Origin of the sequence: Methylobacterium sp. Leaf361 (genome assembly GCF_001424445.1) — a bacterium.
Classification (GTDB): Bacteria; Pseudomonadota; Alphaproteobacteria; order Rhizobiales; family Beijerinckiaceae; genus Methylobacterium.
On the sequence record NZ_LMPY01000045.1, the window covers coordinates 308,616 to 333,579 of the forward strand.

Here is a 24,964-nt window from a genome sequence, read left to right on the forward strand (position 1 = left end):
GCGGCGGGGCCGAAGCGGTCGCTCGACTGTCATCACGTTCGGGTGACAAGTCTTCGCCGCGGTCGCTCGGGAGATCTGCCGAGTCTATCGCCGCGCGACCGACGCGCTAAGATTTCGGCCAACCGCGACGCCATCGACCGGACCCGACCGTGAGCCAAGCCCTGCCTTCCGCGGCTGCCCCGGCGGTCGATCGTCCGGCGGCGCCGGTGGCGCGCAAGCCCGGCGCGGTCCGGCAAGGGCCCGGCGGCGCGCTGATGCTGGGCGCGCTGGGCGTCGTGTACGGCGACATCGGCACGAGCCCGCTCTACGCCTTCAAGGAGGCCGTGAAGGCCGCGACCAGCGGCGGCGCCTCGGTGCCGGCGGCGGCCACCGGCGCGGTGTCGCTGATCCTGTGGTCGCTGATCCTGATCGTGTCGCTGAAATACGCGGTGCTGATCCTGCGCGCCGACAACCGCGGCGAGGGGGTGGTCGGGCTGGTCGGCGCGGCGCTGCTCTACGGCGACGGCGCGATCACGCCGGCGATCTCGGTGCTGTCGGCGATCGAGGGCCTGAAGATCGACGCGCCGGCGCTCGGGCCGTACGTCGTGCCGATCACCCTCGCCATCCTGGTCGGTCTGTTCCTGGTCCAGCACAAGGGCGTCGCCGCCATCGGGCGGGTGTTCGGGCCGGTCATGCTCGTCTGGTTCGTCGTCCTGGTCCTGCTCGCGGTCCCGAGCATCCTGCACGCGCCGGAGATCCTGGCGGCGGCCAACCCGTTCCGGGCGGTGGACTTCCTGATCCATGCCGGCTGGCACGTCAGCTTCCTGATGCTCGGCGCGGCCTTCCTGGCGGTGACCGGCGGCGAGGCGATGTACGCCGATCTCGGCCATTTCGGCGCCCCGGCGATCCGGATCGCGTGGTTCGGCCTCGTGCTGCCGGCGCTGCTGATCCACTATTGCGGCCAGGGCGCGCTGATCATCGCCGACCCGAGCGCGATCGAGAACCCGTTCTACCGGCTCGCGCCGGACTGGGCGCATTACCCGCTGGTGGCGCTCGCCACGATGGCGACCGTCATCGCCTCGCAGGCGGTGATCTCGGGGGTCTACTCGCTCACCCAGCAGTCGATCCAGCTCGGCTTCATGCCGATGATGCGGGTGGTGCACACCGATGAGGACGAGCGCGGCCAGATCTACGTGCCGGCGGTGAACTGGCTGCTCGCCGTGGCGACCCTGACGGCCGTGGTGGTGTTCGGCTCCTCCGACGCCCTGGCCGGCGCCTACGGCATCGCGGTCTCGGCGCTCATGGGCATCACCACGCTGCTCGCCGCGCTGATCGCGCTCCGCTGGGGCTACAACCCGATCCTGGTCCTCGCGGTCAACGGCTTCTTCCTCGGCATCGACCTCGTGTTCTTCTCCGCCAACAGCGTGAAGCTGTTCGAGGGCGGCTGGTTTCCGCTGCTGCTCGCCGGCGTGGTGGCCTTCCTGATGCTGACCTGGATGAAGGGCAACCACGTCCTCGAATCCGTCCGCCAGACCATGCGCATGTCCGAGGCCTCCTTCCTCTCCAGCCTCGGCTCGCACCCGCCGGTGACGCTGCCCGGCACCGCGGCCTTCCTGACCGCCGCCACCGAGGGCATCCCGATGGCGCTCGGCCGCCTGCTGGAGCGCAGCCGCTGCCTGCACGAGCGGATCCTGCTGATCACCGTCGTCTACGAGGAGGAGCCGGTGATCCCGGCGAGCGAGCGGGCGCAGGTCACGCTGGTGGCGCAGGGGATCCGCAAGGCGATCTCGAAGTACACGCCCGGCATGGAGCGCGTCGTGCTGCGCTACGGCTTCATGCAGACCGCCTCGATCCCCGAGGGGCTGCAATGCGCGGTGGCGAGCGGGCTGCTGCCGCCGGAATATCTGGAGGACATGACGTATTTCGTGGGCCACGAGGTGGTGATCCCGTCGCCGACCCATCCCGGCATGGCGCCGTGGCGGGAGGGCCTGTTCGCCTTCATGAAGCGGAACGCCGAGCGCACCGGCGCCCATTTCGGCCTGCCGACCCGGCAGATCGTCGAGGTGGGCACCGAGATCGAGATCTGACCGGCCGCGGCGCGCGGGGGCGCTGCCCGAGGCGCGCGTCGGAGGCCGGGGCCGGCCGTCTTTCGCATTGAAAACGGCCCCGTTCGCCAGCATATCGCCACCGCAATTTCCCCACAGCGGAGGCATCACCCGTGAGCGAGACGATCGAGCGGCACGAATTCGGGGCGGAGGTGGGACGCCTCCTCGACCTCGTCGTGCACGCGCTCTACTCCGACCGCGAGATCTTCCTGCGCGAACTCGTCGCCAACGCGGCCGACGCCATGGACCGGCGGCGGTTCGAGGCCCTGACCTCGGCGGCGAGCGCGCTGCCGCCGGACGCCAAGGTCCGCATCGCGCCCGACAAGGAGGCGCGGACCCTGACCGTGTCGGACGCCGGTATCGGCATGACCAAGGAGGATCTCGCCACCAACCTCGGCACCATCGCGCGCTCCGGCACGCGGGCCTTCTCGCAGACGCTCGAATCCGCCAAGGCCGAGGACCGGCCGAGCCTGATCGGCCAGTTCGGCGTCGGCTTCTACTCGGCCTTCATGGTCGCCGACCGCGTCACCGTCACGTCGCGCCGCGCCGGCAGCGACGAGGCCTGGACCTGGGCCTCGGAGGGGCAGGGCAGCTACACGCTGGAGCCGGCGACGCGGGCCGAGCCCGGCACCGACATCGTGCTGCACCTCAAGGCGGATGCCGACGAGTACCTCGAGCCCTACCGCCTCGATCATCTCGTGCGGAAATGGGCCGACTTCATCACGGTGCCGATCGCCGTCGTGCGCGACGGCAAGGACGAGTCGGCCAACCAGGGCACCGCGCTCTGGCGCAAGGCGAAGTCCGAGGTCACCGAGGAGCAGTACGAGGAATTCTACCACTCCATCGGCATGAACTTCGACAAGCCGTGGGCGACGCTCCACTGGCGCGCCGAGGGGCAGCTCGAGTTCTCCGCGCTTCTGTTCATCCCCGGCTCGAAGCCGTTCCAGGCCCTCGAGAACGAGCGGCAGAGCGAGGTCCGGCTGCATGTCCGGCGGATGTTCATCACCGACGAGGCCGAGCTGCTGCCGCCGTGGCTGCGCTTCGTCCAGGGCGTCGTCGACACCGAGGACCTGCCGCTGAACGTCTCCCGCGAGATGCTGCAATCGACCCCGGCGCTCGCCCGGATCCGCCGCGCGGTCACCGGGCGCGTCGTCTCCGAACTCACCACCCGCGCCAAGGACGCGGAGGGCTACCAGTCCTTCTGGGAGAATTTCGGCCCCGTCCTCAAGGAGGGCATCTACGAGGATTTCGAGCGCCGGGGCGAGATCGCGCCGCTCCTGCGCTTCCGCTCCTCGGCGGTCGAGGGCTGGACCTCGCTGCCCGACTACGTGTCCCGCATGAAGGACGGCCAGGAGGCGATCTACTACCTCGTCGCCGACGACGCCGAGGCGCTCAAGTCGTCGCCGCAGCTGGAGGGCTTCCGGGCCCGCGGTCTCGAGGTGCTGCTCCTCTCCGACCACGTCGACGCCTTCTGGCCCGATCAGCTCGGCACCTTCGACGAGAAGCCGCTCCGCTCGATCACCAAGGGCGGCCTCGACCTGTCGAAGTTCGCGCCGGAGGGCGAGCAGCCGGAGGCGCCTGAGGGCATCGACGCCTTCGTCGCCGCCGTGAAGACGGCCCTCGGCGCCGAGGTCTCGGACGTGCGCACCACCGACCGGCTCGTCGATTCGGCCGTGGTCCTCTCGGCCGGCACCGGCGGACCCGACCTGCAGATGCAGCGGCTCATGCGCCGGGCCGGGCGGGCCGGTGCCGGGCAGCCGGTCCTGGAGATCAACCCGCGCCACCCGCTGATTCGGGCGCTGGCCGCGGCGCCCGAATCGGAGGTGCCGCAGGCCGCCGGCACGCTCCTCGACCTCGCCCGCATCCAGGACGGCGACAGCCCCCGCGACCCGGCGGCCTTCGCCCGCACGGTGGCGGCGGCGCTCGCGGCCGCGCGGGGCGCGTAGGACTACGGAGACCCGCGCCGCGCGCTGCCGGGACGCCGCGCGCGGCGTGTGTCTCCACACACATCCGTTCGGGATGATTGTGGGTTCGGTTGATCATTCGGAAATGGTCGAGCCATAACTTCGCCACCGGTCGGGATCATTGCCCGGCCGAAGGCGCGGGCGCGGTGGGGGCCGCAGGCGTCTGAGCCGAACCCTCTCGCGCGCCTCGGGCGCGCCTCACGGACGCTGCATGAACCCGGTCGAGGCTGAAGCCGGCAACGGACAGGCGGTCGCGGCGGCGCGGACCCGGGCCCACGCCCGGGCGTACCGCCACAGCGGACGCGTGCGCACCATGCGTCGCCTGATTCCGGTGGTCGCCGGCGGCGCGGTGGCGCTGCTGCTGGGCTACCTGTTCAATCCCTTCGCGGCGCAGTTGCCGGGCGTCTCGGTCGGCCCGGTGACGCTGGCCGGCTCCAAGGTCCGCATGGAGAACCCGCGGCTCTCGGGCTTCCGCCAGGGCACGCGCGGCTACGAGGTGACGGCCGACGCCGCCCTCCAGGACGTCCGCAAGCCGAGCCAGATCGAGCTGCAGCAGATGCGCGGCCACATCGCCACCGACGACCAGGGCGGCATCGCCCGCCTCTCGGCGACGTCGGGCCTGTTCGACACCGCCCGCGAGGCGCTCGACCTGAAGGACGACATCCGCATCTGGACTGACAAGGGCGAGGAGGCGCGCCTGCGCTCCGCCGCCGTCGCGTTCAAGACCGGCTCCATCAGCTCGCAGGAGCCCGTCACCGTCTCGAGCGCGCGGGCCAACGTGAAGGCCGACACCCTCGACGTCGTCGAGAACGGCAAGCGGATCTCCTTCGTGGGCAACGTCCACGTGGTCATCGTCAGCGACGCGCCGGGGGAGAAGCCCCAGGCCCGCATCCTGACCTCGGACGCCGAAGCCGCGGACGGTGCCCGATGAGCGCCGCCCGCCTCCTCTGCGCCGCCCTGGCGGCCGGGCTGGTCCTCGCCGGCCCGGCGCTGGCCGAGAAGCCGGCGCGCAAGGATTCGCCCTTCGGCAATATCGGCGGCGGCGGCAAGGATCCGATCAAGATCGACGCCGACCGGCTCGACGTGTTCGACCGGGAGAACAAGGCGGTCTTCGCCGGCAACGTCGTGGCCGTGCAGGGCGACAGCACCATCCGCTGCTCGACCATGACGGTGACCTACAAGCGCGGCAAGGACGCGCCCGGCAAGGGCGCCAAGGGTGACGCCAAACCTGAGGCGCGGGACGAGGGCGCCGACGCGGCGCCGCGGAACCCCGCCGAGAACGGGATCCAGAAGGTCGACTGCGCCGGGCCGGTGACGGTGGTGCAGAAGGACCAGGTCGCCACGGGCGATCACGCGGTGTTCGACCAGGACGCCAAGCGGATCGTGCTGACCGGCAACGTCGTCCTGAGTCAGTGCCAGAACGTCACCCGGGGGCAGCGGCTCGTCTACGACATGAACACCGGACGCGCGAACATGGACCCGGTGGCGGGCGGCCGCGTCTCGGCCCTGTTCGTGCCCGGCGAGAAGTCCGACGCCAAGGACGGCAAGGCGAAGGGCTGCAGCCAGCCGCCGCCCAGGCCGAAGGCGCAGGTCGATTGAGCGGCGCCGTGGCGTTCCAGGCGGGCCCGCAGGAGCCGGCTCGGCCGGGTTGGCTCGGCCGGCTGTTCGGCCGGCGCGCGCGGCAGGCCGAACAGCCGGCCGAGGCCGACGGCTGGTCCGCGGCCGAGGAGGGCGGTCTCGGCATCCTCAGCGTGCGCGGCCTGCGCAAGAGCTACGGCGCCCGCACGGTCGTCCACGAGGCCGGCCTCACCGTGCGCACCGGCGAGGCCGTCGGGCTGCTCGGGCCGAACGGCGCCGGCAAGACCACGATCTTCTACATGATCACCGGGCTGGTGGCGGCCGATCGCGGCCACATCACCCTGGACGGCCTGCCGATCACGCACCTGCCCATGTACCAGCGGGCGCGGCTCGGGATCGGCTACCTGCCGCAGGAAGCCTCGATCTTCCGCGGGCTCACCGTGGAGGACAACATCCGGGCGGTGCTGGAAGTGGTCGAGCCGGACCGCAAGGCGCGCGCGCGCAAGCTCGACTCGCTGCTGGAGGAGTTCGACATCGCGCGCCTGCGCAAGTCGCCCTCGATCGCGCTCTCGGGCGGCGAGCGGCGGCGCTGCGAGATCGCCCGGGCGCTCGCCTCGTCGCCGACCTTCATGCTGCTGGACGAGCCCTTCGCGGGCATCGACCCGATCGCGGTCGGCGACATCCAGGACCTCGTGAAGCACCTGAAGCAGCGCGGCATCGGCGTGCTGATCACCGACCACAACGTCCGCGAGACGCTGGGTCTGATCGACCGCGCCTACATCGCCCATTCCGGCCGCATCCTCACCGAGGGCACGCCCGAGGAGATCGTGGCGAACCCGGACGCGCGCCGGCTCTATCTGGGCGAGGATTTCCGGCTCTAGGCCGGCCGCCGCCGCGCCCGCACGGGCAGGGCGGGCGTTCGCTCACCCTTTCCAGTTCTTCAGCGCCGCGAACGGGCTGTCCGAGCCGGCCGGCTTCTCCGGGTTCAGCACCGGCTCCACCTGGGCGATCGCGTCCGTCATCGAGAAGGCCGAGCCGCTCTGGAGCCGGCCGCCCGCCGCGTCGCGGTGGCCGCCGCCGCGGAACAGGCGGGCGCCGTCGAGGGCCGTGCCGTCGTTGGACCGGAACGACAGCGTGCCCATCCGCTGGACGTTGACCACGCGCTTGGCCCGGCCCGCATCCATGATCAGGTCGGAGACCCGCTGGAAGGTACCGGAATCCAGGGCGAAGGACAGGAGCGTGCCGTCCTTCAGCGGGCGGAACAGGGAATCCGAGCGGGCGAGCGCCCGGGCGAGCCGCATGCGCGTCGTCAGCGCCGGGTCGTCGTCCGGCGCGTCGCGCAGCAGGGTGTCGACCGCGCCGGTGCGGATCGCCGAGGCGCGGCGCTCCAGCTCGGCCGGGCTCGCCCCGTCCCGCAGGGCGGCGGCGGCCGCGAGCAGGATCTCGGACACGAACCGGTCGTGCCAGGGATGCCCGACCGGCACGTAGCTCGACACGACCTCCCAGAACAGCTCGTCCAGGGCGAGGCCGCCCCGGAAGGCGGGGCTCTCCTTGCGCCACAGGTCGAGGGCGTCGACCGCGGTGAGCAGGCTCGACAGGTCGGTCGCGGGCTCGTGCGCGGCGAACAGGGCGCGGTGCTCGAAGGTCATCCGCGTGGCGCAGATGTCGTCCTCGATCAGCACGGCGATCTCGGGGTCGCCCAGGTCGATCCGGTGCAGCGCCGGCCGCTCGGCGTCGGGCACCGCGTCCAGGCCCAGGCGCCGCAGCTGGTCGAGGGACGAGGCGTGGTGGTCGAGGACCACGAGGCGGTGCTTCTGCCCGTCCTCGCGGCGCCGGTTCATCGCGGCGAACTTCTTCAGGCCCGCGATGGTCTGCTCCTCCAGGCCCAGATCGGTCATCAGCAGGATCTCGCGCTCCGCCGCGCGGCCGAGGCGCCGGATCTCGTCCTCGAAGACCGGGCCGACATCGCTGTAGCGGGGCACGTGGACGACGCGCTCGACCGGGGCGCAGGCGGCGGCGACCGTCGAGGCGCCGTAGCCGTCGAGGTCGTGGTGGGTGATCTGGATCAGGCGCAACGGGCGGACTCGAAGGGTGACGGAGCGGCCCGTCTACGACGCCCGGCGCCGCGAGGCGAGGGGCGGCGGACCTTCCGTCCGGCGGCGTTCGGTGCAGAATGCTCCGAGGCCGCCACGAGTCGCGAAGGACCGGCCGGCCGCGGAGACCCCCAAGGGGCCCGTCATTCCGGGAGGACACGATGGCCCTGGCCGCAACGCCGCGCGTGCGCCGCATCCAGACGATCTCGCTCGCCCTGCTGGTGACGGCGGGCGTCGTCAACTACGTCGACCGGGCCACCCTGGCGGTGGCCAACCCGCTGATCCGCGAGGATCTCGGCCTCTCGATCCCCGACATGGGATTGCTGCTCTCGGCCTTCCTCTGGGCCTACGCCTTCGCCCAGCTGCCGGCCGGGGCGCTCGCCGACCGGCTCGGCCCGCGCCTGACGCTGACGCTCGGCCTGACCTGCTGGTCGTTCGGCCAGATGCTCGGCGGCGCGGTGACGTCGTTCTGGCAGTTCGTGAGCGCCCGGATCGTCCTCGGCATCGGCGAAGCGCCGCATTTCCCGACCTGCGCCCGCGTCTCCCGCGACTGGTTCAACATCCGCCAGCGCGGCACCGCCACGGGAATCTGGAACTGCGCCTCCTCGCTCGGGACCTTCCTGGCCCTGCCGCTGCTGACCTTCCTGATGGTGAGCTTCGGCTGGCGGGCGATGTTCGTCATCATGGGCGCGGCCGGCCTCGTCCTCGCGGCGATCGTCTACCTCGTGTTCCGCAACCCGCGCGAGACCAACCTCACGCCGGGGGAGCGCGCCTTCCTGGAGGAGGGCGATGCCCCGAACGCCGGCCGCGCGGTCACGTGGAGCGCGTGGCGGCGGCTCTTCGGGTTCCGCACCAGCTGGGGGATGATCGTCGGCTATTTCGGCTGCATCTACATGACGTGGCTCTACACCGCGTGGCTGCCGAGCTACCTCGAGATCGAGCGGCACTTCACCCTGCAGAAGACCGGCCTCGTCGGCTCGATCCCCTTCGCCTTCGGCGTGCTGGGCGGGATCCTGGGCGGTCGCGTCGTCGATGTCCTCGTCCGCCGCGGTGTCGACCCGATCCGCAGCCGCAAGCTCCCGATGGTCGGCTCCCTGGTGGCGACCGCCGCGTTCACGGTGGTGGCGGCGCTGACGCCGAGCGACACCCTCGCGATCGCCTGCATCTCGGCCTCGCTGTTCCTGGTCTACATGAGCTCGTCGTCGGCCTGGGCGATGGCCTCCGTGGCGGCGCCGGCCAGCTGCACGGCGTCGCTCGGCGCCATGCAGAATTTCGGCGGCTACATCGGCGGCGCCCTGGCGCCGACCGTGACGGGCTTCATCGTCGGCGGCACGGGCCACTTCTCCATGGCCTTCATCACCGGCGCCGTGATCGCCCTGGTGGCGGCCCTGGGCTACTGGACGCTGATCCAGGATCCCATCGCCGACGCGGATCCGGAGAGCCCCGCCGTCGGCGCGCTCGGGGCCGCGCGCTAGGCCGGCCGACGGCGCCCTCTCGCGTCACCCTCTCGCGTCACCCCCGCAGGTTCGGCGCGGCCAGGATCAGGTCGCGCAGGTGCGTGCGGGCCGTGAAGCTCCGGCGCATCAGGTCGACGAAGGTGGCGGCCGGCCCGTCCCAGTCGTGGCGCGCCGCGTGGGCCCGCGCCGCGCAGGCGTCGAAGGGCAGCCGCCCCTCGACCGCCGCGCCCATCAGCTCCGCGAGACGGTCGACCCGGTCGGGCGCGTCCGGGTCGAAGTAGCTCGCCGCGCTGCCGCCGGCTTCCGGGATGGCCGTCAGGCTCGAGGCGATGACGGGGGTTCCCCGGGCGAGGCTGTCGAGCACCGGGATGCCCCAGCCCTCGCCGCGGCTCGGGAAGACCAGGGCGGCGGCCCGGGCGTAGAGGTCGGACAGGCCCCGGTCGTCGATGCCGGCGATGTGCACCGCGTCCGGCGTCCGGGCGAGGCGGTCGAGGGTCTCGGGCCGCTCGCCGTCGCCCTTGCCGACCACGATCAGCCGGGCCGCGCCCTGCGGCAGCCGCGCGAAGGCGTCGAGGACGAGGCCGAGATTCTTCCGCGGCTCCAGCCGGCCGACCATCAGCAGGTAGGGGCGCCCGTCGGCGAGCGGCGTCCGCTCCGTGACCGCCTGCGGCGGCGTGGAGCCGCAGCGCACCTCGGCGATGCGCTCCCGCGCGATGCCGTAGACGTTGGCGATGGAGTCGCGGCTGTAGTCGGAGATGGTCAGGACCAGCTTGGCGCGCCGCGCCGAGAGCCGGGTCAGGATCTTGTTCCGCCAGCGCATCGACCAGGGGAAGAACTCGGGATGCGTCTCGAACAGGATGTCGTGGACCACCACCACCTGCCGGTCGCCCGGCACCAGCGGCGGGGCGATGTAGGTGGTCAGCAGCGTGTCCAGACGGTCGCGCAGGAACAGCCACGGCCAGACCAGGGTCAGCCGCACGGTCGCGGGCACGCGCGGCAGCCGTTGGTGCTCGATGTTGTCGCCTGAGACGATGCGGGCGCAGGCCTCCGGGTCGCCGGAATACACCACGTAGGTGGCGTCCGGGTGGCGGGCGGCGGCGCGCCCGATGATGTTCACGAGCCAGGTCCGGCTGCCCTGCGGCTTGCCGGTGAGCACGTGCGCGTCGATGCCGATGCGAAGCATGTTACGGGCTCCTGTAGGCGCCGAAGGTCGGGGCCTCGCCGGGGGCGTAGGCTTGGCCGGCGATGTCGCGGGTGGCGCCGAGCGGGATGCCGGCGCGGGCCGGGGGCGCCGTCAGGGCGAGCCCGCCGGCCATGGGGTTCGCGGGATCGCGGAAGGCGGGCGTGCCGGTGAGGTCGGGACCCTGACCGTCGAGCGGCAGGCTCGCCCCGTCGCCGGTGGCCTGCGTGCCCCAGCGGTAGAGCGGGGCGCCGACGGCGCTGCCGAGGAAGTTCGGCCCGATCGCGTTGTTGTTGTCGGTGGTGGTCGCCTCGACCACGATCGCGGCCACGTTCGGCCGGGTCGCGTAGGCGATGTTGTTGAGCACCCGGTTGTTCGACGTGCGGTCGACCTGCTTGGTGTAGTCGGAGGCCAGCACGATCTCGCCGCGATAGACGTGCTTGCCGCCGGAATCGCGCATGTTGCCGGTGGTCGTGTTGTTGACCACCGTGTTGGAGCCGGCGTCGAACAGGTTGATCCCGGCGCCGTCGTTGTCGGCCGCGACGTTGAACGCGACGATGTTGCCGTCGCACCACTGGTCGATCTGGATGCCGTTGCCGTCCTGGCCGGTGGTCTCCTTCTGGCCGGTGACGATGTTGTACCGGATGATGTTGCGGTCCCCGGCGTCCTGGGCGGCGTCCTTGGCGTAGACGTGGATGCCCGAGGTGCCCGACATCCCCACGCCGTTGCCCGAGACGCGGTTGCCCTCCACGACGTAGCCGGAGCCGTTGATCTCCATCCCGTGGATGCCGTTGCCGGTCACGGTGTTGTCGAGGATGTAGCTCGGATCCTCCGCGGGCGCGTTGATCACGTCGACGGCCACGCCGTGGGTCTGGTTGTCGGCGAGGGTGTTGCCGGTGATGCGGTGACCCGCCCCGGCACCGTCGCCGATCCAGATCCCCAGGCCGGAGCGGGACACGGTCGAGCCCGCGACCGTGACGTGGCTCGATCCCCGGCGGATGATGAAGCCGGAATTGACCGCGCCCTGGACGCTCAGGCCCGTGACCGTGACGTAGGCGGCGTTCTCGAACACCACGGAGTTGGACAGCCGCGGCTGCGTGCCGGGTTCTGCCGCCACCGTCACGGGCGCCGCCGCGGTCCCGCGGGACCCGACGAACACGACGTCGCCGTAGCTGCCGCCCCGGACCAGCACGCTCGATCCGGGACCGAGACTGGCGAAGGGCACGTCGGCGAGCCGCGCCACCGTGGTGTAGCCGGGCTTCGCGCCGCCGGCGGGATCGACCAGGATGTTCTGCTGCACCTGCGCGTCGGCCGGCCCGCAGGCGGACAGGACCGGCAGGAGCAGGGCCGACAGGGCGCCGCCGAGGACCGTGCGGGGCCACCTCATGCCGCGAGCGCCCGGGCGATGGCGAGGCGCTTGCGCCGCTGGAACAGCCGCCGCCACACGCTGCGGCCGGCCTCGGGGCTGATCCGCGTCAGCGCGCGCGCCGCCATCTGCCAGCCGGGCAGGAGCGCCTGCGGCATGGCGAGGTCGGCGACCCGGTGGCGCGCCGCCGCGCCCAGCGGCGGCGGCCCGACGAGGCCGAGCCGGCCGAGATCCGCCACGAGGTCGGGGCGCTTGCGGTACCACAGCACCAGCGCCGCGCCCTCGCGCTCGGCGATCCGCAGGTAGGCCGCCTCGTCCAGGAGGTGGTGGTGGTAGCCCAGCGCCTCGGGCGCGTAGAACAGGCGCATGCCGCGCCGGGCCAGCCGCTCGCCGAGCTCGATGTCCTCGTGCCAGAACAGCTTCGGGTCGAAGCCGCCCGCCTCCTCCAGGAAGCGCCGGTCGACGCTGACGTTGCAGGTCAGGAACGCGTCCCAGCCGACCGCGTCGCGGCCCGCCAGCGCGTCGTAGGAGGCGTCGTGGTGGAGCGCCGAGAAGGGCGAGAAGGGCAGGGCGGGGTCGATCGTCATCCGTCCGAGGATCGCTGTCTCACGACCGCCCCGCCGGGCGTGGGCGAGCCGGTGCGCCTCGACGAGGCTCGGGACCGGGATCGTGTCGTCGTTGACGATCAGGAGGCGCTCGCCCCGCGCCGCCGCGATGGCGCGGTTGCGGGCGGCGTTCGCCCCGGCATTCTCCTGGCGCAGGTGCACCACGGGGATCCGGGCCGTGGCGACGGCGCGGCTGACGACCGTCCCGGTGTGGTCGGTCGAGCCGTCGTCGCAGACGACGATCTCGAAGGGCGCGTCCGTCTCCTGCCGGTCGAAGGCCCTCAGGCACAGGCGCAGCGTGTCGGCGCGGTTGTAGGTCGGGATGATGACCGAGAGCACGGGTCGATCGCTCATGAGGAGGCTTCCGGGAGCGGGAGGTCGAGGGGATCGGTCGGGGCGCGGCGCAGGCACAGCCACCCCGCGAGGGCTGCCGAGAGGGCCGCGGCGGCGGGCACCGCCGCGGGCGCCAGGGCGGCGGGACCGGCGGCCCAGGCGAGGGCGGTCAGGAGGGCCGGTGCGGCGAGGATCGGCACGTCGGCCAGGGCGAGGGGCGGTCCGGCCTCCCGCCAGAAGGCGTGGGCCAGGACGCCGAGCATCGCGGCCTCGGCGAGCAGCGCGGCGAGGCCCGCGCCGAGGAGCGGATCCCAGGGGATCAGCAGCGTGCAGGCGATGAGGTTGGTGGCGCAGGCGGCCGCGCTCCCGCGCACCGCGAAACCGGTCCGGCCCAGTGGGACGAGGCCCGCGAACAGGATCGTGGCGGCGATCAGCAGCACGCTCATCCCGGTGGCGATGCGCAGGACCGGGACGGCGCCGCCGAAATCCGGGCCGAAGGCGAGGTGCACGAGCGGGTCCGCGAGGGCGCAGGCCGCCACCGCTCCGGCGAAGGACGCGGCCAGGATCGGCACCAGGGCGCCGCGCACCCGGGCGCGCAGGGCGGCCGTGCCGGCCTGCGACCGTCCTTCGACGGTCGGGCCGACCGCGCGCCCGAAGACCGGCACCAGCGGCGCGCAGAGGGTGATCGCCACCGCGGCCCCCAGTTCGAAGAACCGGAATCCGGCCGTGAACTGGCCGAGCTCGGCCGCGCCGACGAAGGCGGCCAGCATCATCAGGCTAATCCGGCCGTTGAGCGAGCCGAGGGCGTTAGAGACGCCCACCCCCGCCGCGGCCCGGATCGTCGCCAGGGCGTGCGGCAGTGAGGCGGGGCGCGCGGGCACGAGGCGCAGCGCCAGCGCCAAGCCGACGGCGCCGTACGCAATACCGGCGGCGACCGTCACGAGACCGAGCGCCGCCTCCGGAAGCTGCAACCAGAGTGCGAGTGCCGTCCCGCCGATCAGCAGGGCCGCGTTGGCGAGCGACGGCCAGACGGACCACGCCGGCCGCCCGCAGACCTGGAACAGGGCGTCGAGGAAGCGTGCGGCCGCGAGCGGCATCAGCAGGGCTGCCAGGGCCAGCGCGGGCCGGATCTCGTCCGGCAGCATCGGCAGGACGCAGAGGAGGACGGCACCGGTTCCGAGACCGAGGACGAGGCGCGCCGACAGCATCCGGCCGAATTCGGCCGCCCGCATCTCCGGCCCGACCGCGCCGAGCCGCGCCCCGAAGGTCAGCGTGGTGCCGAAATCCGCCGCGATCAGCGCGACCGCGAGGATCGCCAGGGCGAGGCCGTAGCGGCCCAGCGCCGCCGGGCCGGCGAAATGGCCGACCATCACGAAGGCCGCGAAGCCGGCCGCGAGGTAGACGCCGCGCCCCGCCGCCTGACCGAGCAGGTTCGCGCCGTAGCGCAGCCCGCCGGCGCGCCTCCGTCCCGACAATCGGTTTACCAAGCGAAGCATCTCTCGGTGAAGCCTGACTGAAAACTGCGACCTACGATTGCATCGTGGCAGGCTGCGTATGGCTTGCAACCGCAAGCTCAATTTATGGTTGCAGAGTTGTCGCGTTGGGAAAAACCGGAGGACTGCGTATGTCCGAGACCGCCGCTGGACCGGATCTGCGTCTCTCGCGCGGAGTGGACACGGAGGCGGGGCGTCTCCGGTGGGCCGAAGTGCGGGCTGCCCTGTCCGCCGACCGCGATCACTGGCGCCGCCGCGGCGGCGGACCGGCCCGCCTGCGCCGGGGCTACCACGCGGTCTGGCTCTACCGCCTGTCCCGCTACGCCCACGAGCGCGGCTGGCGGATGGCGGCGTGGCTGCTGTGGCTGGTGAACGGCTGGTGGACGGGCGCCGACATCCCGCCCTCCAGCCGCATCGCCGGCGGCCTGTTCCTGCCGCAGCCCTACGGGACGGTCATCGCCGGCGCCGTGGGCCGCGACGCCGCCTTCGGGATCCAGGCCTCCATCGGCGGCCTGCTGAAGGAGCCCGACCAGGACATCGGCGGCGGCCCCGGCCTGCCGGTGCTGGGCGACGACGTCGTCCTGGAGGCCGGCGCCATCGTGCTCGGCGCCGTGCCGATCGGCGACCGGGCCCGGATCGGCCCGCGGACCACCATCCTCAAGCCCGTCCAGGCCGACGAGGAGGTCATGCCGCAGCCCTGGCGGCCGCTTCCCGGCCGGGGCGTCGCGGCGTGAGCGGCCCGATGACCGACCACGTCACCCTGCCGGGCCTGCGGCGCCTCCTGGCGGCCGACTTCGCCCGCGTCCTGCGCCAGACCACGGGCGGCAAGCCGACCTCGCGGCTGCGGCGCGCGATGCACCTCACGCTGCCGGCCATGCAGGTGGCGATCCTCCACCGGACCGCGCACCTGCTGCACGGCCGGGGCTGGCGCCGCTGCGCCGCCCTGGTGGCGGACCTGTCCCTGCGGCTCACGGGCGCCTGCCTGCATCCGGGCTCGCGCCTCGGGCCCGGGCTGTTCGTGCCGCACCCGGCGCGGGTCGCCTTCTGCGGCACCGGGGGCGCCGACCTGACGCTCCTGCCCGGCACCCTGGTCGGGCCGCGGGACTGGGTCTTCCCGAGCCAGCCTTTCCCCGCCGACGGCCCCCATCTCGGAGACGGCGCCGTGGTCGGCGCGCACGCCGCCGTGCAGGGGGCGGTCGCCATCGGCGCGGGCGCGACGATCGGGATCGGGGTCTGCAGCCTCCGGGACGTCCCGGCCGGCACCGTGACGATGCTGGTCCAGCGGCAGCTCCGCAGCGGCGGGCGCGGCCCGGAGGCGGGCCGTGGGCGCTAGATCCGGAGGCGCTGGGCCGGTGCCCGCCTCACGCGCGCCCGTGCTCCCGGCGGACGGCCGGCCGCGCCTCCCGGCCCTGGCGCCTGGGCGCCAGCTGGCGGCGCAGCACGCGCTCGTAGGCGTCGAAGATGCCGCGCCACGTGAACGCCTCGGCGTGGCGGCGACGGGACGCCTCGCCCATGACCTCGAGGCGGCGCGGCCCGGCCCGCACCAGGCCGAGGATGCCCCGCCGCAGCTCGGTCTCGTCACCGAAGTACAGCGCCTGCGGCCCTGCCACCCAGCGGTTGAACGGGTTGTCGTGGGCGAGGATCGGCGAGCCCGCCCCCAGCGCCTCGACCAGCGACGGGTTGGTCCCGCCTACGGTGTGGCCGTGGATGTGGAAGCGGGCGTGGAAGCGGAGCGCGGCCACGCGCTCGGCCTCGTAGATCGCGCCGGCGAAGATCACGTCCGGCCCGCCCGCCGCCCGGACGGCGCGGTGGTACGGGTCGGACTCCGCGAGCTTGCCCAGCACGAGCAGCGGCAGGCCCGGCCGGACCTCGCTCCAGGCCCGGACGATCTGGAGCACGAGGTTCTCGGGCACCACCCGGGCGATCAGCAGGCCGTAATCCCGCGGGCGCAGGCCGAACGTCGCCAGCGGCTCGGTCGAGGCCTCCAGCACCGGGTCGGCGCCGTACGCGATGGTGGTGATCCGGGCGGCCGAGGTCCTGCGGGCGAGGTGCCGGGCGATCTCCGGGTGGTCCGCCACGAGGTGGGTCGAGAACAGGCTGCCGAGCCGCTCGTTCAGCCAGAACCAGGCCTTGGCGGGCTTCGACCAGCGGTCGCGCTTCCACTCGATGCCGTCCATGTTCATCACGCTGCGCTTGGCGGTCAGCCGGTAGAGCAGCGAGAACACCGCGGTGTTGTAGCCGAGCACGAGGGGCAGGGCCGGCCGGAAGGCCGCCCGCAGGGTGCATTTCAGGTCGAACACGATCGTCGAGACGGCGCCGTCGCCCCGGACCGCGACCGGGATCAGCAGGATCCCGCGCCAGACCATTGGCGGCGCCGGCTCGCGCACTTGGCAATAGACCTCGACCCGCCAGCCGCGCGCCACGAGCTCCAGCGCGAGGCGCTCCGCCAGCGTCTCGAACCCCCCGTGCGCCGCCGGCACCCCGCGGGTGCCGAGGATCGCCACCGTCGGGCGCCCGCCCGATCCCCCGGATTTCATATGCGCCGTCGGCGCAGCACGTTCAGAGGAGCCTGAGGCATGGTCACGGTCGAACAGCGTCTGTTCCGGGAGATGGGAGCCGGGGGCTATTCCCGGCACGACCACCGGATGGAGTACATCGTGCGCGTCAACGCGCTGCTCCGCTCCGATATGCGGGTCATGGAGTTCGGCGCGGGGCGCGGCAAGTGGAGCGATGACCCGGTCCCACTGCGGCGGCACCTCGGCGACTTCCGGGGGCGCTGCGCCCAGGTCGTCGCCTGCGACGTCGACGAGGCGGTCCTCGGCAACCGGTCGGCCGACGAGGTCCGGCTGATCGGTCACGACGAGGTGCTGCCATTTCCGGACGGGAGCTTCGACCTGATCTCGGCCTTCTCGGTCCTCGAGCATATCGAGCACCCCGAGGTCACCGCGGCGGAGCTCGGCCGGGTGCTCGCGCCGGGCGGCTGGCTCTGCGCCTGGACGCCGAACCGCTGGGGCTATGTCGGGATCGGGGCGCGGCTCGTGCCGAAGCGGCTGCACGCCCGGGTGCTGCGCCTCGTCGAGCCGCGGCGGGTCGAGATCGACTCGTTCGTGCCGCTCTACACGATGAACACGGAGGCGGCGCGGAAGCGGCTTTTCCCAACTGACCGGTTCGAGCACTTCACCTACAGTTTCGACGGGCAGCCGTTCTATCATGGCGAGAACATCGTCCTGGGCAAGTTCTGGGAGCTGCTGTTCCGGCTCACGCCGGGTCCTTTCAAGGGCTACCACATGGTGTTCATCCGCAAACGGCCGTGACGGTTCATCGCGGTCGGAGACGAAGACTGCGCAGGTGCCCGGAGAACCTGCGCATGTCCTCGGCCTTGCGGGCGAGGTCCGGCTGCCGGCGCAGCCGGGCCGCGACACCGTAGGCCACGGCCCGCAGGGTGAAGCCGAGCCGGAGCGGGCCGGAGAAGAAGGCGGGCGACGACAGGAGCCGCCCGGCATTGCGCAGGCTGTAGATGGCCGCCAGCCCGTCGAGCCAGCGGGCCGAGCGGGCGCTTCCCGAGCCGCCCTGGAGGTGGGTGACGGCGATGTCCGGGCGGTAGGCGACGCGCAGGCCGGCATCGCGCAGGCGGCAGCCCCAGTCCACGTCCTCGCCGTAGAGGAACATCGGGCTCTCCAGGCCGCCGATCGCGGCGATCGCCGAGCGGCGCAGGAGCAGGCAGGCCCCGCAGATCCAGTCGACGTCGAGCGCCCGCGCCCCCCTGGCCTGGCGGCTCGCGAGGTAGAGGCCGCGCAGCCCGAGGCGGCCCGACAGGCCGGCGGCGTGCACCAGGATCGAGAGCGGGCGCGGCTCGTAGCCGGCGTCACCGACCTGATGCGTCCCGTCCGGGAAGGTCAGGCGCGGGCCGACCGCCCCGACATCCGGATGCGCGTCGAGATGGTCCAGGAGGCCCGAGAGCGCGTCCGGGTCGTGCAGGAACGCGTCGGGGTTGAGGAGCAGGATCGCGGTGCCGCGCGCGTGCTCCAGCGCGCGCGCGTTGCCGCCCGCGAAGCCGTGATTGGTCGGCTCGGCGATGACCCGCACCCAGGGAAAGGCCCGCGCGACGCGCTCGGGCGTCCCGTCGGTGGAGGCGTTGTCGACCAGGATCACCTCGTAGGGGCGTCTCACCCGGCTCGCCGCCAGCAGGTCCAGGCAGGTCTCGATGTCCCGGCCGGCATTGTAGGTGACGATCAGGACGCTGAGGCTGACGGCGCTCACGGACGGTCTCCGTACGCTGCGAGGGAGGGGCGACGCCCGGACGGCACGGGGATCCGCTCCGGTCGCGCGCGCGCCGCGCCGATCGGGCCCGTCGACGCGACCGCCCGGGACGCCGCGACGGCCCTGCGCCGCTGCGCCGCCCGCACCCCGGCGATCAGCCCGAGGCCGGTGTAGAGCAGCTCGGCGATGCCGAGGTTCAGGCGGAAGCCCGGATCGACCAGCCCGTGCAGCAGGTGCGCGATCAGGCCGACCGCGCAGGCGGCCGCGATCGCCACGAGCGGATCGCCCACCGGCGCGCGGCGGGCGGCGCGGAAGCCCCGGGCGATGCCGATGCCGAAGACCAGCGCGAAGGCCGCGTAGCCGACGACCCCGACCTCGGTGAGGATCAGGATGTGCAGGTTGTGCACCACGTGGTTCGACCGGTCGAACAATCCGGCGAGCCGGGACAGGCCGGTCCTGTCGAGGACCGCGAACTGGTTGCCGAAGTTGTTCAGGCCGACGCCGAAGATCGGGAACTGCTCGAACAGGGCGAGGGCCGCGGCGTTCAGCGGGCCGCGCTGGGCGGCCGAGCCGCCGTCGTCGGCGGTGAGCCGCTCCCAGATCAGCGGGCCGGCGTAGAGCGCCGCGACGGCGCCGACGACCGCCAGCAGGCCGAAGACGATCAGGCTCGTCCGGGAGAACAGGCGGTCGCGGTAGACCAGCAGGATCAGGAGGGCGGCCGAGATCGGGAAGGTCAGCCAGGACGCGCGCGACAGGGTCAGGACCACGCCGACCAGGGCCGAGGCGGCGCCCGCCGCCCCCGCGAGGCGCAGGAGCAGCGGGCCGCGCGACAGGGCCAGCGCCAGGGCGAGCGGCCAGACGAACTCGTAATAGTAGCCGAGGATGTTCGGGTGGACCTTCAGTCCGCCGGCGCGGCGCTGGGCCGAGAAGTTGATGTTCTCCTCGACGATCTGTTCCTCGCCCAGCACCGACAGGCCGAGTTCCGAGCCCGAGACGTATTGCAGGCCCGCCACCGCGGTCTGGACGAGGCAGAGGGCGCAGATCGCCAGCGCGAGGGTCCGGATGTCGCCCTCGGACAGGTTCGAGACCGCGACCGAGACCAGGAGGAGGCCGGCGAAGCGCCACGTGTCGAACCAGAGATAGGCCGGGTCGGTGGCGTTGGAGAGCGAGAGCAGCCCCGCCATCAGGAAGCCGAGCTGCGTCAGCACGAGGGGCCGGTCGAGCCGCAGGCCCGGGGCGTCCTCCCCGAGTCCGGTGAGCTTGGCGACGATCAGCGCCACGGCCACCAGCAGGGCGACGCTCACCGTCAGGCCGGCGCCGCCGCCGATGCTCGGCAGGTACTGCCCGACGGCCTCGAAATGCTGGAGGAAGCTGACGTCGAGCTTGACCGTCAGCCCGACCGCGAGGGCGACGAGCAGGAGCGGCGTGAGGCGATAGAGCCGCCCGACGATCAGGGCGCCGACCCCGCCGAAGGCCGCCGCGAGGCCGACGACGGCGAATTTGAGCGGCGCCGCGCTCAGGGCGATCGCCCCGGCCGCGGCCGCGAAGCCGATCCCGGCGAGCGGCAGGACCCGCAGCGCGCAGACGGGCGCCGCGCTCATCCGAGCCACCGGTAGAGCCATCGCGGGATCGGCCGCCGCGTGCGGTTCAGGACGACGCCGAGCGGCGCCCCGCCGGCGGCCTTGAGGTCGGCCAGGGCGCGCTGCGCCACGGCTCGACGGGTGCGCTCGGCGCCGATCACCACGATGAAGCCGTCCACGAAGGGGGAGAGCGCGGCGGCGTCGCCGATCTCGGTGATCGGCTCGCAATCCACGATCGCGAGCTCGAAGCGGTCGTCGACGAGCGCCAGGAAATCCTCCACGCGGCCGTCGTCCAGGGTCGCCTGGCGGATGGCCGACGGGCTGCCCGCGGGCACGACGCTGAGGTTGTCGGCGACCGGGTGGACGCCGCGGCTCGGGGCGACCGTGCCGGCGACGATGTCGGCGAAGCCCGGCTGGCCGGTCAGGCCGTAGGCCTCCGCCAGCGACGGGCGGGACCAGTTCGCCTCGATCAGCACGGCGCTGCGGCCCCGCCGGGCGTAGGCGCCGGCGAGTTCACGCGCGAGGGTGCTGACGCCCTCGCCGGGCTGGACCGCGGTGAGGCCGACCCGGCGCACGCGCGCCTCGTGCCGGGTGAGCTGGACGAGGGCCGGCTCCAGGATCGCCGGATCGATCTTCGGCGCGATGGCGGCGGCGATCATGCGGCGGCTCCCGTCTGCAGCGGCACCGCGGCCAGCACCGGCACCCGCAGCGAGCGGGCGACCTCCGACGCGCTGCGGTAGGTCTGGGCCAAGATCTCCGCGAGGGCGACGTAGGCCAGGGCGGCGAGCAGGCCGAGACCGGCCGCGAGCCCGAGGATCAGCGGCCGGTTCGGGCCGGAGGGCAGCCGCGGCGGCACAGCGCGCGCCACGAGGGCCGAGGAGGTGACGGCCTGCGCGTCGAGACCGGTTCCGGTCTTCAAAGCGTCGATCCGCTTCTGGGTCTCGGTGATCTCGTCGGTGAGCAGGCCCTTCTGCTGGGTCAGCCGGCCGTAGGCCAGGGCGGCGTCGCTCTGGCCGATGGCCGCCCGGCGGCGGGTCTGCTCGATCCCCGTGATGCTCTGGATCTTCTCGGCGAGGATGGCGAGCTTCGCCGTGTCGGCGGCGAGGAGCGCCTGATACTTCTGTCGGGCCAGGGCCGCGAGGTCCCGATCGAGGCTCACGAACTCGGGGGCGGTCGGCCGGAACCGCACCGCCAACTCGGCGCGCTTCGTCCGCAGGTCCGCCCAGCGCTGGTCGAAGGCCGTGACCGTCGGGTCCGCGTCGGGCGGCGTTGGCTGCCAGCGGTCGGGTCCGGCCTCGCGGGTGCGCTTGAGCCGGGTCTCGACCACCTCGCGCTCGATCTGCGCCGCCGATTTCTGCTTGGCGAGGTCAGCGAGGGTGCCGAGGTCGTTCTGCTGCTCGATCTCGAAGCTCGCGGTGTTGTTGCCCTTGAGGTAGGTCGAGAGCTGCGCGTCGATGGCGGCGAGGTCGGCCCGGGCGCGCTCCAGCTTGCTCTGGTAGAACGAGGCGGGAGTCTCGTCGGCGTAGACCTCCACGTGGCGGCGCTTGTAGGCGTCGAGCAGCCGGTTCAGCGCCTGGGCGGCGAAGTGCGGGTCCGTCCAGGTGAAGCCCGTGAGGATCACGTCCGTCTCCTTCACGAAGACGACCTTGAACGCCGCGAGGTACGCCTCGTAGAGCTTCTCGTCCGGGGTCAGGTGGCGCAGCAGGCCCACCGCCTCGAACGGGATCCGCACCGTATCGACGATCCAGGTCTTGACCGCCTTCGCGCTCCGCACGGCCTGACGGCCCTGGTAGATCAGCCAGTCGGTCCAGTCCGCCGGGGGCGGCCCGAGGTCGCCGGTCGGGGTGATCGCCTTCAGCGTCGCGAACTCGTCGCGCACGATGCTGGGATCGCGCAGGATCTCGATCTCGTTGTTCACGTTCTGCGCGCGCTCCGAGAACATGTAGTTCTGGTTCGCGCCGCCCTGGAGCGGGGCGCCGGCCTTCTCGCGGCCGAGACGGATGATCAGCTTGGCGTCGGCCGTGTACTCGGCCGGCGTCAGCAGGAGGTAGATCCCGGCGCCGAGGATCGCCGCGGCGAGGATCAGCAGCGCCGGCCGGATGTGCCGGAACAGGGCCGCGAGGGCGTCGCGGAGGTCGAAGGCCGGGCCCTCGACCGCGTCGGCGGCGGTCAGGTCGCTCTGCCTCACGTGCCGGACCTCACGGTGGCGCTGGTGGAGGTGCTGGCGGACGGGCCGGTGATGTAGTTCACGCCGAAGCCGGTGCCGTTGAAGAGCAGGATCTGGCGCACCACGAGGTCCACCGCGCGGGCGGTCTTGGCCAGCAGCGAGGGCGGCACGTAGACGGTGGCGTTGGGCGGAACCACGATCGAGTCCGCCAAGCCCGGCTGGCCGATGTCGACGATGCGCACGCTGCCGGCCGCCTCGGCGTCGAAGCGGATGATCCGCACGGCCTCGCCGGCCGCGGTCGGCAGGACGCCGCCGGCCGAGCCCAGGACCTGCGCCAGCGTCCGCGGCCCCTGCAGGGTGACGGGACCCGGCGCGCGGACCTCGCCGAACACCATGGTGTTGGCCGGGACGAGGCTCGCGAGCCGGACGCTGGTCGTCACCGAGGCCAGCTGGTGCTTGTAGGCGGCGTTCAGGCTGCCCATGACCTCGTGGACGGTCCGGCCCGCCGCCTGCACCGGGGGCACCATCGGCAGGTTGATCTTGCCGTCCGGCTCGATCGCCAGGACCTTCACGCGGCCCATGTCGGCCCGCTGGGTGAGGTCGCGGAAATCGTCGGTGACGGTGCGGAACCGGCGCAGCATCAGGGTGACGACCGGATCGATCAGCACGTCGTCGTAGGTGCTCTTGATCAGCGCGGCGGCCGCCTCCGGCGACAGGCCCGCGACCTTGATGCCGTTCTTGCCCGGCAGTGAGATCCGGCCGTCCGGCCGGACGATCACCGTACGGTTGTATTCCGGGTGCGTGCGGAAATCGACGTCGAACTCGTCGTTCGGGTTCAGGCGGTAGGTCGGCTGGACGACGCTGGAATCGATCAGGAACGAGACTTCCAGGTTGTCGCCGACGTTGAGCCGGTAGTTCGCCAGCCCGAGGCGCATGGTCCGCCCGACCTCCTCCTGGGCGGCCGCGACCAGCGCGGCCGGGAGGCCCTCGGTGACCGAGCCGGTCTGAGCCACGTCGAGGCCGGAGCGCGCCGCGCTCTGCGGGCGCCCGGAACTGCAGCCGGCGAGCAGCGGCGCGCAGGCGACGAGCGCGAGCGCGACCGCCGCGGCACCGGATGGCCGGCCGGGACGCCGTCGCGCGACACCGAGGAACGCAGACAGGTTAAACGCCATCGACCTTCAGCCGCATCCTGCTCGAGTGCGCTCGTCCCATCACAACTCGTGATCGAACCGCGCACCGCGATACAATCGCCAAGCTTGGTTAACGAGGCTTGAACCCGGCTCTCGGCAACTCTATCAGAAGTTGTGTCTGGCAAGCAGTGGCAAAGTGCTGAGCCCCGCCCGCCCCGGAGAGGGGGGCGGGTTCCGGCGCAGGCCGAACGCGTGTGCGCGGCCGGGGCGCCGTCGTTCCCGCCGCTGGCGGGTCGACGCGCGGATCCCGCCGCGGCGGTGCCGTCTCCCGACAAGTCCCGCGCACGCTCCCGCCGATCTAAACCTGTAATTAGAGGGATGCTTGCCCGGATTTAAGAACGTGATCTATAGTTCGACGGTATGGAGCCGTACCGAGCGAGGACGAGAGTTCGGCGAGCCGGCGCGGGGCGCCAGTATCCGGCGCGGCGGAGGCGCGTCACATGTCGGGCGTGAGGCCGGATCTCTTCGCCCGCCTGCACGACGACCTGGAGTCGGGCTTCCGGGAGGACCTCGAGGAGGCCGTGATCGATCCCGCGCGCTGGCCTGACTTGGCCGAGCGCGTCGTGCGGGCGTCCGGCAGCGAGGGCGCCCTGCTTCTGCGCTCCGACCGGACCGGCCTCGAATCGCTCTGCACCGCCTCCCTCGCCGACGCCTCGCGCCGCTACTTCGACGAGGGCTGGCACCGCGACGACCATCGCCTCCGCGGCATCCCGCTCATGCGGGCGCGCGGGATCGCGGTCGATCAGGACTTCACCACGCCGGAGGAGATCGCGCGCCTGCCCTTCTACCAGGACCTGCTGGCCTCCCGCGGCCTGCGCTGGTTCGCCGGGATCGGCTTCTCCGTGAAGGGACGCCTGTGGTGCCTCTCCCTGCAGCGGACCGTGGAGCAGGGACCGTACGAGCTGCACGAGCAGCGGCGCCTCGCGACCCTGTCGCCGCTCCTGCAGCGCGCGGGCCTGCTGACGTCGATGGTCGAGCGGGCCCGGCTCGCGGGGCTGACGCAGGCCTTCGAGCTGATCGACCGCGCCGCCCTGATCCTCGACGCCGACGGGCGGGCGCTCCGGTGGAACGACGCGTTCGGCGCCCTCCTCGGGCGCGACCTGAAGCTCTCGGGCGGCCGCCTCACCGCGGAGAATCCGGACGCCGCGCGGCAGCTCGAAGCCCTGGCGCGGCCCTCCGGCCGCCCGCCGATCTCGGCGGTCGTCGCCGCGCGACGGGACGGGCCGCCGCTCGTGATCCACGTCGTGCCGCTGGTCGGGCCGAGCCGCGGCCTGTTCGCCGGGGCGAGCACGCTGCTCCTCGGGAGCGTGCCCGGGGCCCCGGCCGCGCCCGCGACTGCGGTCCTCCAGGCGGCCTATCGGCTGACCCCGGCGGAGGCGCGCCTCGCCCAGGCGCTGTCGAGCGGAATCTCGCTGGCCGAAGCCGCTTCGCGATTCGCGATCACCGCGGCGACCGCGCGCTCGCAGCTGAAGGCGATCTTCGCCAAGACCGGAGCGACGCGCCAGTCGGATCTCGTGCGGCTCGTGGCCGGGCTCGCGCGCTGAGGGGTCACGGTTCCGAGAGGCGCGCGGCCCTGTCGCGTCGGCGCCGGAACGGGTGGGGCCGGCCGCCGGT

21 protein-coding genes are annotated in these 24,964 nt (G+C 72.8%); 10 read left to right on the plus strand and 11 right to left on the minus strand.

Features of this window, described 5'->3' with window-relative positions; genetic code table 11:
- Window positions 1-254 precede the first annotated feature (254 nt).
- The 5 genes from ASG32_RS25225 (at window position 255) to lptB (ending at window position 6,507) form a co-directional block, all read left to right on the plus strand.
- On the plus strand, window positions 255-2,066 hold the full coding sequence (locus ASG32_RS25225) for a KUP/HAK/KT family potassium transporter (RefSeq protein WP_244492203.1): 1,812 nt from the start codon (window positions 255-257) through the stop codon (window positions 2,064-2,066).
- 131 nt (window positions 2,067-2,197) lie between these two features.
- Complete coding sequence (htpG, locus tag ASG32_RS25230; RefSeq protein WP_056531811.1) at window positions 2,198-4,030, plus strand: molecular chaperone HtpG; 1,833 nt, start codon at window positions 2,198-2,200, stop codon at window positions 4,028-4,030.
- A gap of 229 nt (window positions 4,031-4,259) precedes the next feature.
- Window positions 4,260-4,979 carry an LPS export ABC transporter periplasmic protein LptC gene (lptC, locus tag ASG32_RS25235; protein WP_042671243.1) on the plus strand — a complete coding sequence of 240 codons (720 nt, stop codon included), beginning with the start codon at window positions 4,260-4,262 and terminating at the stop codon, window positions 4,977-4,979.
- Window positions 4,976-5,647: an LptA/OstA family protein gene (locus ASG32_RS25240; protein WP_056531813.1), complete on the plus strand. Its 672-nt coding sequence runs from the start codon at window positions 4,976-4,978 to the stop codon at window positions 5,645-5,647. The genes lptC and ASG32_RS25240 overlap by 4 nt, the downstream gene beginning before the upstream one ends.
- A gap of 62 nt (window positions 5,648-5,709) precedes the next feature.
- Complete coding sequence (lptB, locus tag ASG32_RS25245) at window positions 5,710-6,507, plus strand: LPS export ABC transporter ATP-binding protein (protein ID WP_234082960.1); 798 nt, start codon at window positions 5,710-5,712, stop codon at window positions 6,505-6,507.
- A gap of 42 nt (window positions 6,508-6,549) precedes the next feature.
- Here the strand turns inward: lptB and ASG32_RS25250 are convergent, their stop codons facing one another.
- Window positions 6,550-7,701: a hypothetical protein gene (locus ASG32_RS25250; protein WP_056531817.1), complete on the minus strand. Its 1,152-nt coding sequence runs from the start codon at window positions 7,699-7,701 to the stop codon at window positions 6,550-6,552.
- Window positions 7,702-7,880: 179 nt separating this feature from the next.
- Between ASG32_RS25250 and ASG32_RS25255 the strand changes: the two genes are divergently transcribed.
- Window positions 7,881-9,194 carry an MFS transporter gene (locus tag ASG32_RS25255; RefSeq protein WP_056531819.1) on the plus strand — a complete coding sequence of 438 codons (1,314 nt, stop codon included), beginning with the start codon at window positions 7,881-7,883 and terminating at the stop codon, window positions 9,192-9,194.
- 37 nt (window positions 9,195-9,231) lie between these two features.
- Here ASG32_RS25255 and ASG32_RS25260 read toward each other — a convergent pair whose 3' ends face one another.
- Genes ASG32_RS25260 through ASG32_RS25275 form a run of 4 tightly spaced genes read right to left on the minus strand, consistent with a single transcriptional unit; the run spans window position 9,232 to window position 14,156 of the window.
- Window positions 9,232-10,359, minus strand: coding sequence for a glycosyltransferase family 1 protein (locus tag ASG32_RS25260; RefSeq protein WP_020090581.1), 1,128 nt, complete (start codon window positions 10,357-10,359; stop codon window positions 9,232-9,234).
- Window position 10,360: 1 nt separating this feature from the next.
- Window positions 10,361-11,743, minus strand: coding sequence for a right-handed parallel beta-helix repeat-containing protein (locus ASG32_RS25265; protein WP_056531821.1), 1,383 nt, complete (start codon window positions 11,741-11,743; stop codon window positions 10,361-10,363).
- A complete protein-coding gene (locus tag ASG32_RS25270; RefSeq protein ID WP_026604531.1) occupies window positions 11,740-12,681 on the minus strand; it encodes a glycosyltransferase in 942 nt (313 codons plus the stop codon). Before ASG32_RS25270 ends, ASG32_RS25265 begins: the two co-directional genes overlap by 4 nt.
- Window positions 12,678-14,156: an oligosaccharide flippase family protein gene (locus tag ASG32_RS25275; protein ID WP_056531823.1), complete on the minus strand. Its 1,479-nt coding sequence runs from the start codon at window positions 14,154-14,156 to the stop codon at window positions 12,678-12,680. The genes ASG32_RS25270 and ASG32_RS25275 overlap by 4 nt, the downstream gene beginning before the upstream one ends.
- Window positions 14,157-14,365: 209 nt before the next feature.
- On the opposite strand from ASG32_RS25275, the gene ASG32_RS25280 reads away from it, so the two are divergent.
- Window positions 14,366-14,887, plus strand: coding sequence for a serine acetyltransferase (locus tag ASG32_RS25280; protein WP_244492182.1), 522 nt, complete (start codon window positions 14,366-14,368; stop codon window positions 14,885-14,887).
- Between the two features lie 8 nt (window positions 14,888-14,895).
- On the plus strand, window positions 14,896-15,486 hold the full coding sequence (locus ASG32_RS25285) for a hypothetical protein (protein WP_056531827.1): 591 nt from the start codon (window positions 14,896-14,898) through the stop codon (window positions 15,484-15,486).
- Between the two features lie 28 nt (window positions 15,487-15,514).
- Here ASG32_RS25285 and ASG32_RS25290 read toward each other — a convergent pair whose 3' ends face one another.
- Window positions 15,515-16,690: a DUF1972 domain-containing protein gene (locus tag ASG32_RS25290; protein ID WP_056531829.1), complete on the minus strand. Its 1,176-nt coding sequence runs from the start codon at window positions 16,688-16,690 to the stop codon at window positions 15,515-15,517.
- A gap of 39 nt (window positions 16,691-16,729) precedes the next feature.
- On the opposite strand from ASG32_RS25290, the gene ASG32_RS25295 reads away from it, so the two are divergent.
- On the plus strand, window positions 16,730-17,467 hold the full coding sequence (locus tag ASG32_RS25295; protein ID WP_056531831.1) for a class I SAM-dependent methyltransferase: 738 nt from the start codon (window positions 16,730-16,732) through the stop codon (window positions 17,465-17,467).
- Window positions 17,468-17,471: 4 nt separating this feature from the next.
- Here the strand turns inward: ASG32_RS25295 and ASG32_RS25300 are convergent, their stop codons facing one another.
- The 5 genes from ASG32_RS25300 to ASG32_RS25320 are packed head-to-tail and all read right to left on the minus strand — an operon-like array spanning window position 17,472 to window position 23,332.
- Window positions 17,472-18,413, minus strand: a complete 942-nt coding sequence (locus ASG32_RS25300) for a glycosyltransferase family 2 protein (RefSeq protein WP_056531833.1) — start codon at window positions 18,411-18,413, stop codon at window positions 17,472-17,474.
- A complete protein-coding gene (locus ASG32_RS25305; RefSeq protein WP_056531835.1) occupies window positions 18,410-20,014 on the minus strand; it encodes an O-antigen ligase family protein in 1,605 nt (534 codons plus the stop codon). Before ASG32_RS25305 ends, ASG32_RS25300 begins: the two co-directional genes overlap by 4 nt.
- On the minus strand, window positions 20,011-20,652 hold the full coding sequence (locus ASG32_RS25310; RefSeq protein WP_020090571.1) for a CpsD/CapB family tyrosine-protein kinase: 642 nt from the start codon (window positions 20,650-20,652) through the stop codon (window positions 20,011-20,013). Before ASG32_RS25310 ends, ASG32_RS25305 begins: the two co-directional genes overlap by 4 nt.
- Window positions 20,649-22,181, minus strand: coding sequence for a Wzz/FepE/Etk N-terminal domain-containing protein (locus ASG32_RS25315; RefSeq protein WP_056531837.1), 1,533 nt, complete (start codon window positions 22,179-22,181; stop codon window positions 20,649-20,651). The genes ASG32_RS25310 and ASG32_RS25315 overlap by 4 nt, the downstream gene beginning before the upstream one ends.
- On the minus strand, window positions 22,178-23,332 hold the full coding sequence (locus tag ASG32_RS25320; RefSeq protein ID WP_056531839.1) for a polysaccharide biosynthesis/export family protein: 1,155 nt from the start codon (window positions 23,330-23,332) through the stop codon (window positions 22,178-22,180). The genes ASG32_RS25315 and ASG32_RS25320 overlap by 4 nt, the downstream gene beginning before the upstream one ends.
- Before the next feature lie 458 nt (window positions 23,333-23,790).
- Here ASG32_RS25320 and ASG32_RS25325 point away from each other — a divergent pair, with 458 nt between their 5' ends.
- Window positions 23,791-24,894, plus strand: coding sequence for a helix-turn-helix transcriptional regulator (locus tag ASG32_RS25325; RefSeq protein ID WP_056531840.1), 1,104 nt, complete (start codon window positions 23,791-23,793; stop codon window positions 24,892-24,894).
- Window positions 24,895-24,964: the final 70 nt, after the last annotated feature.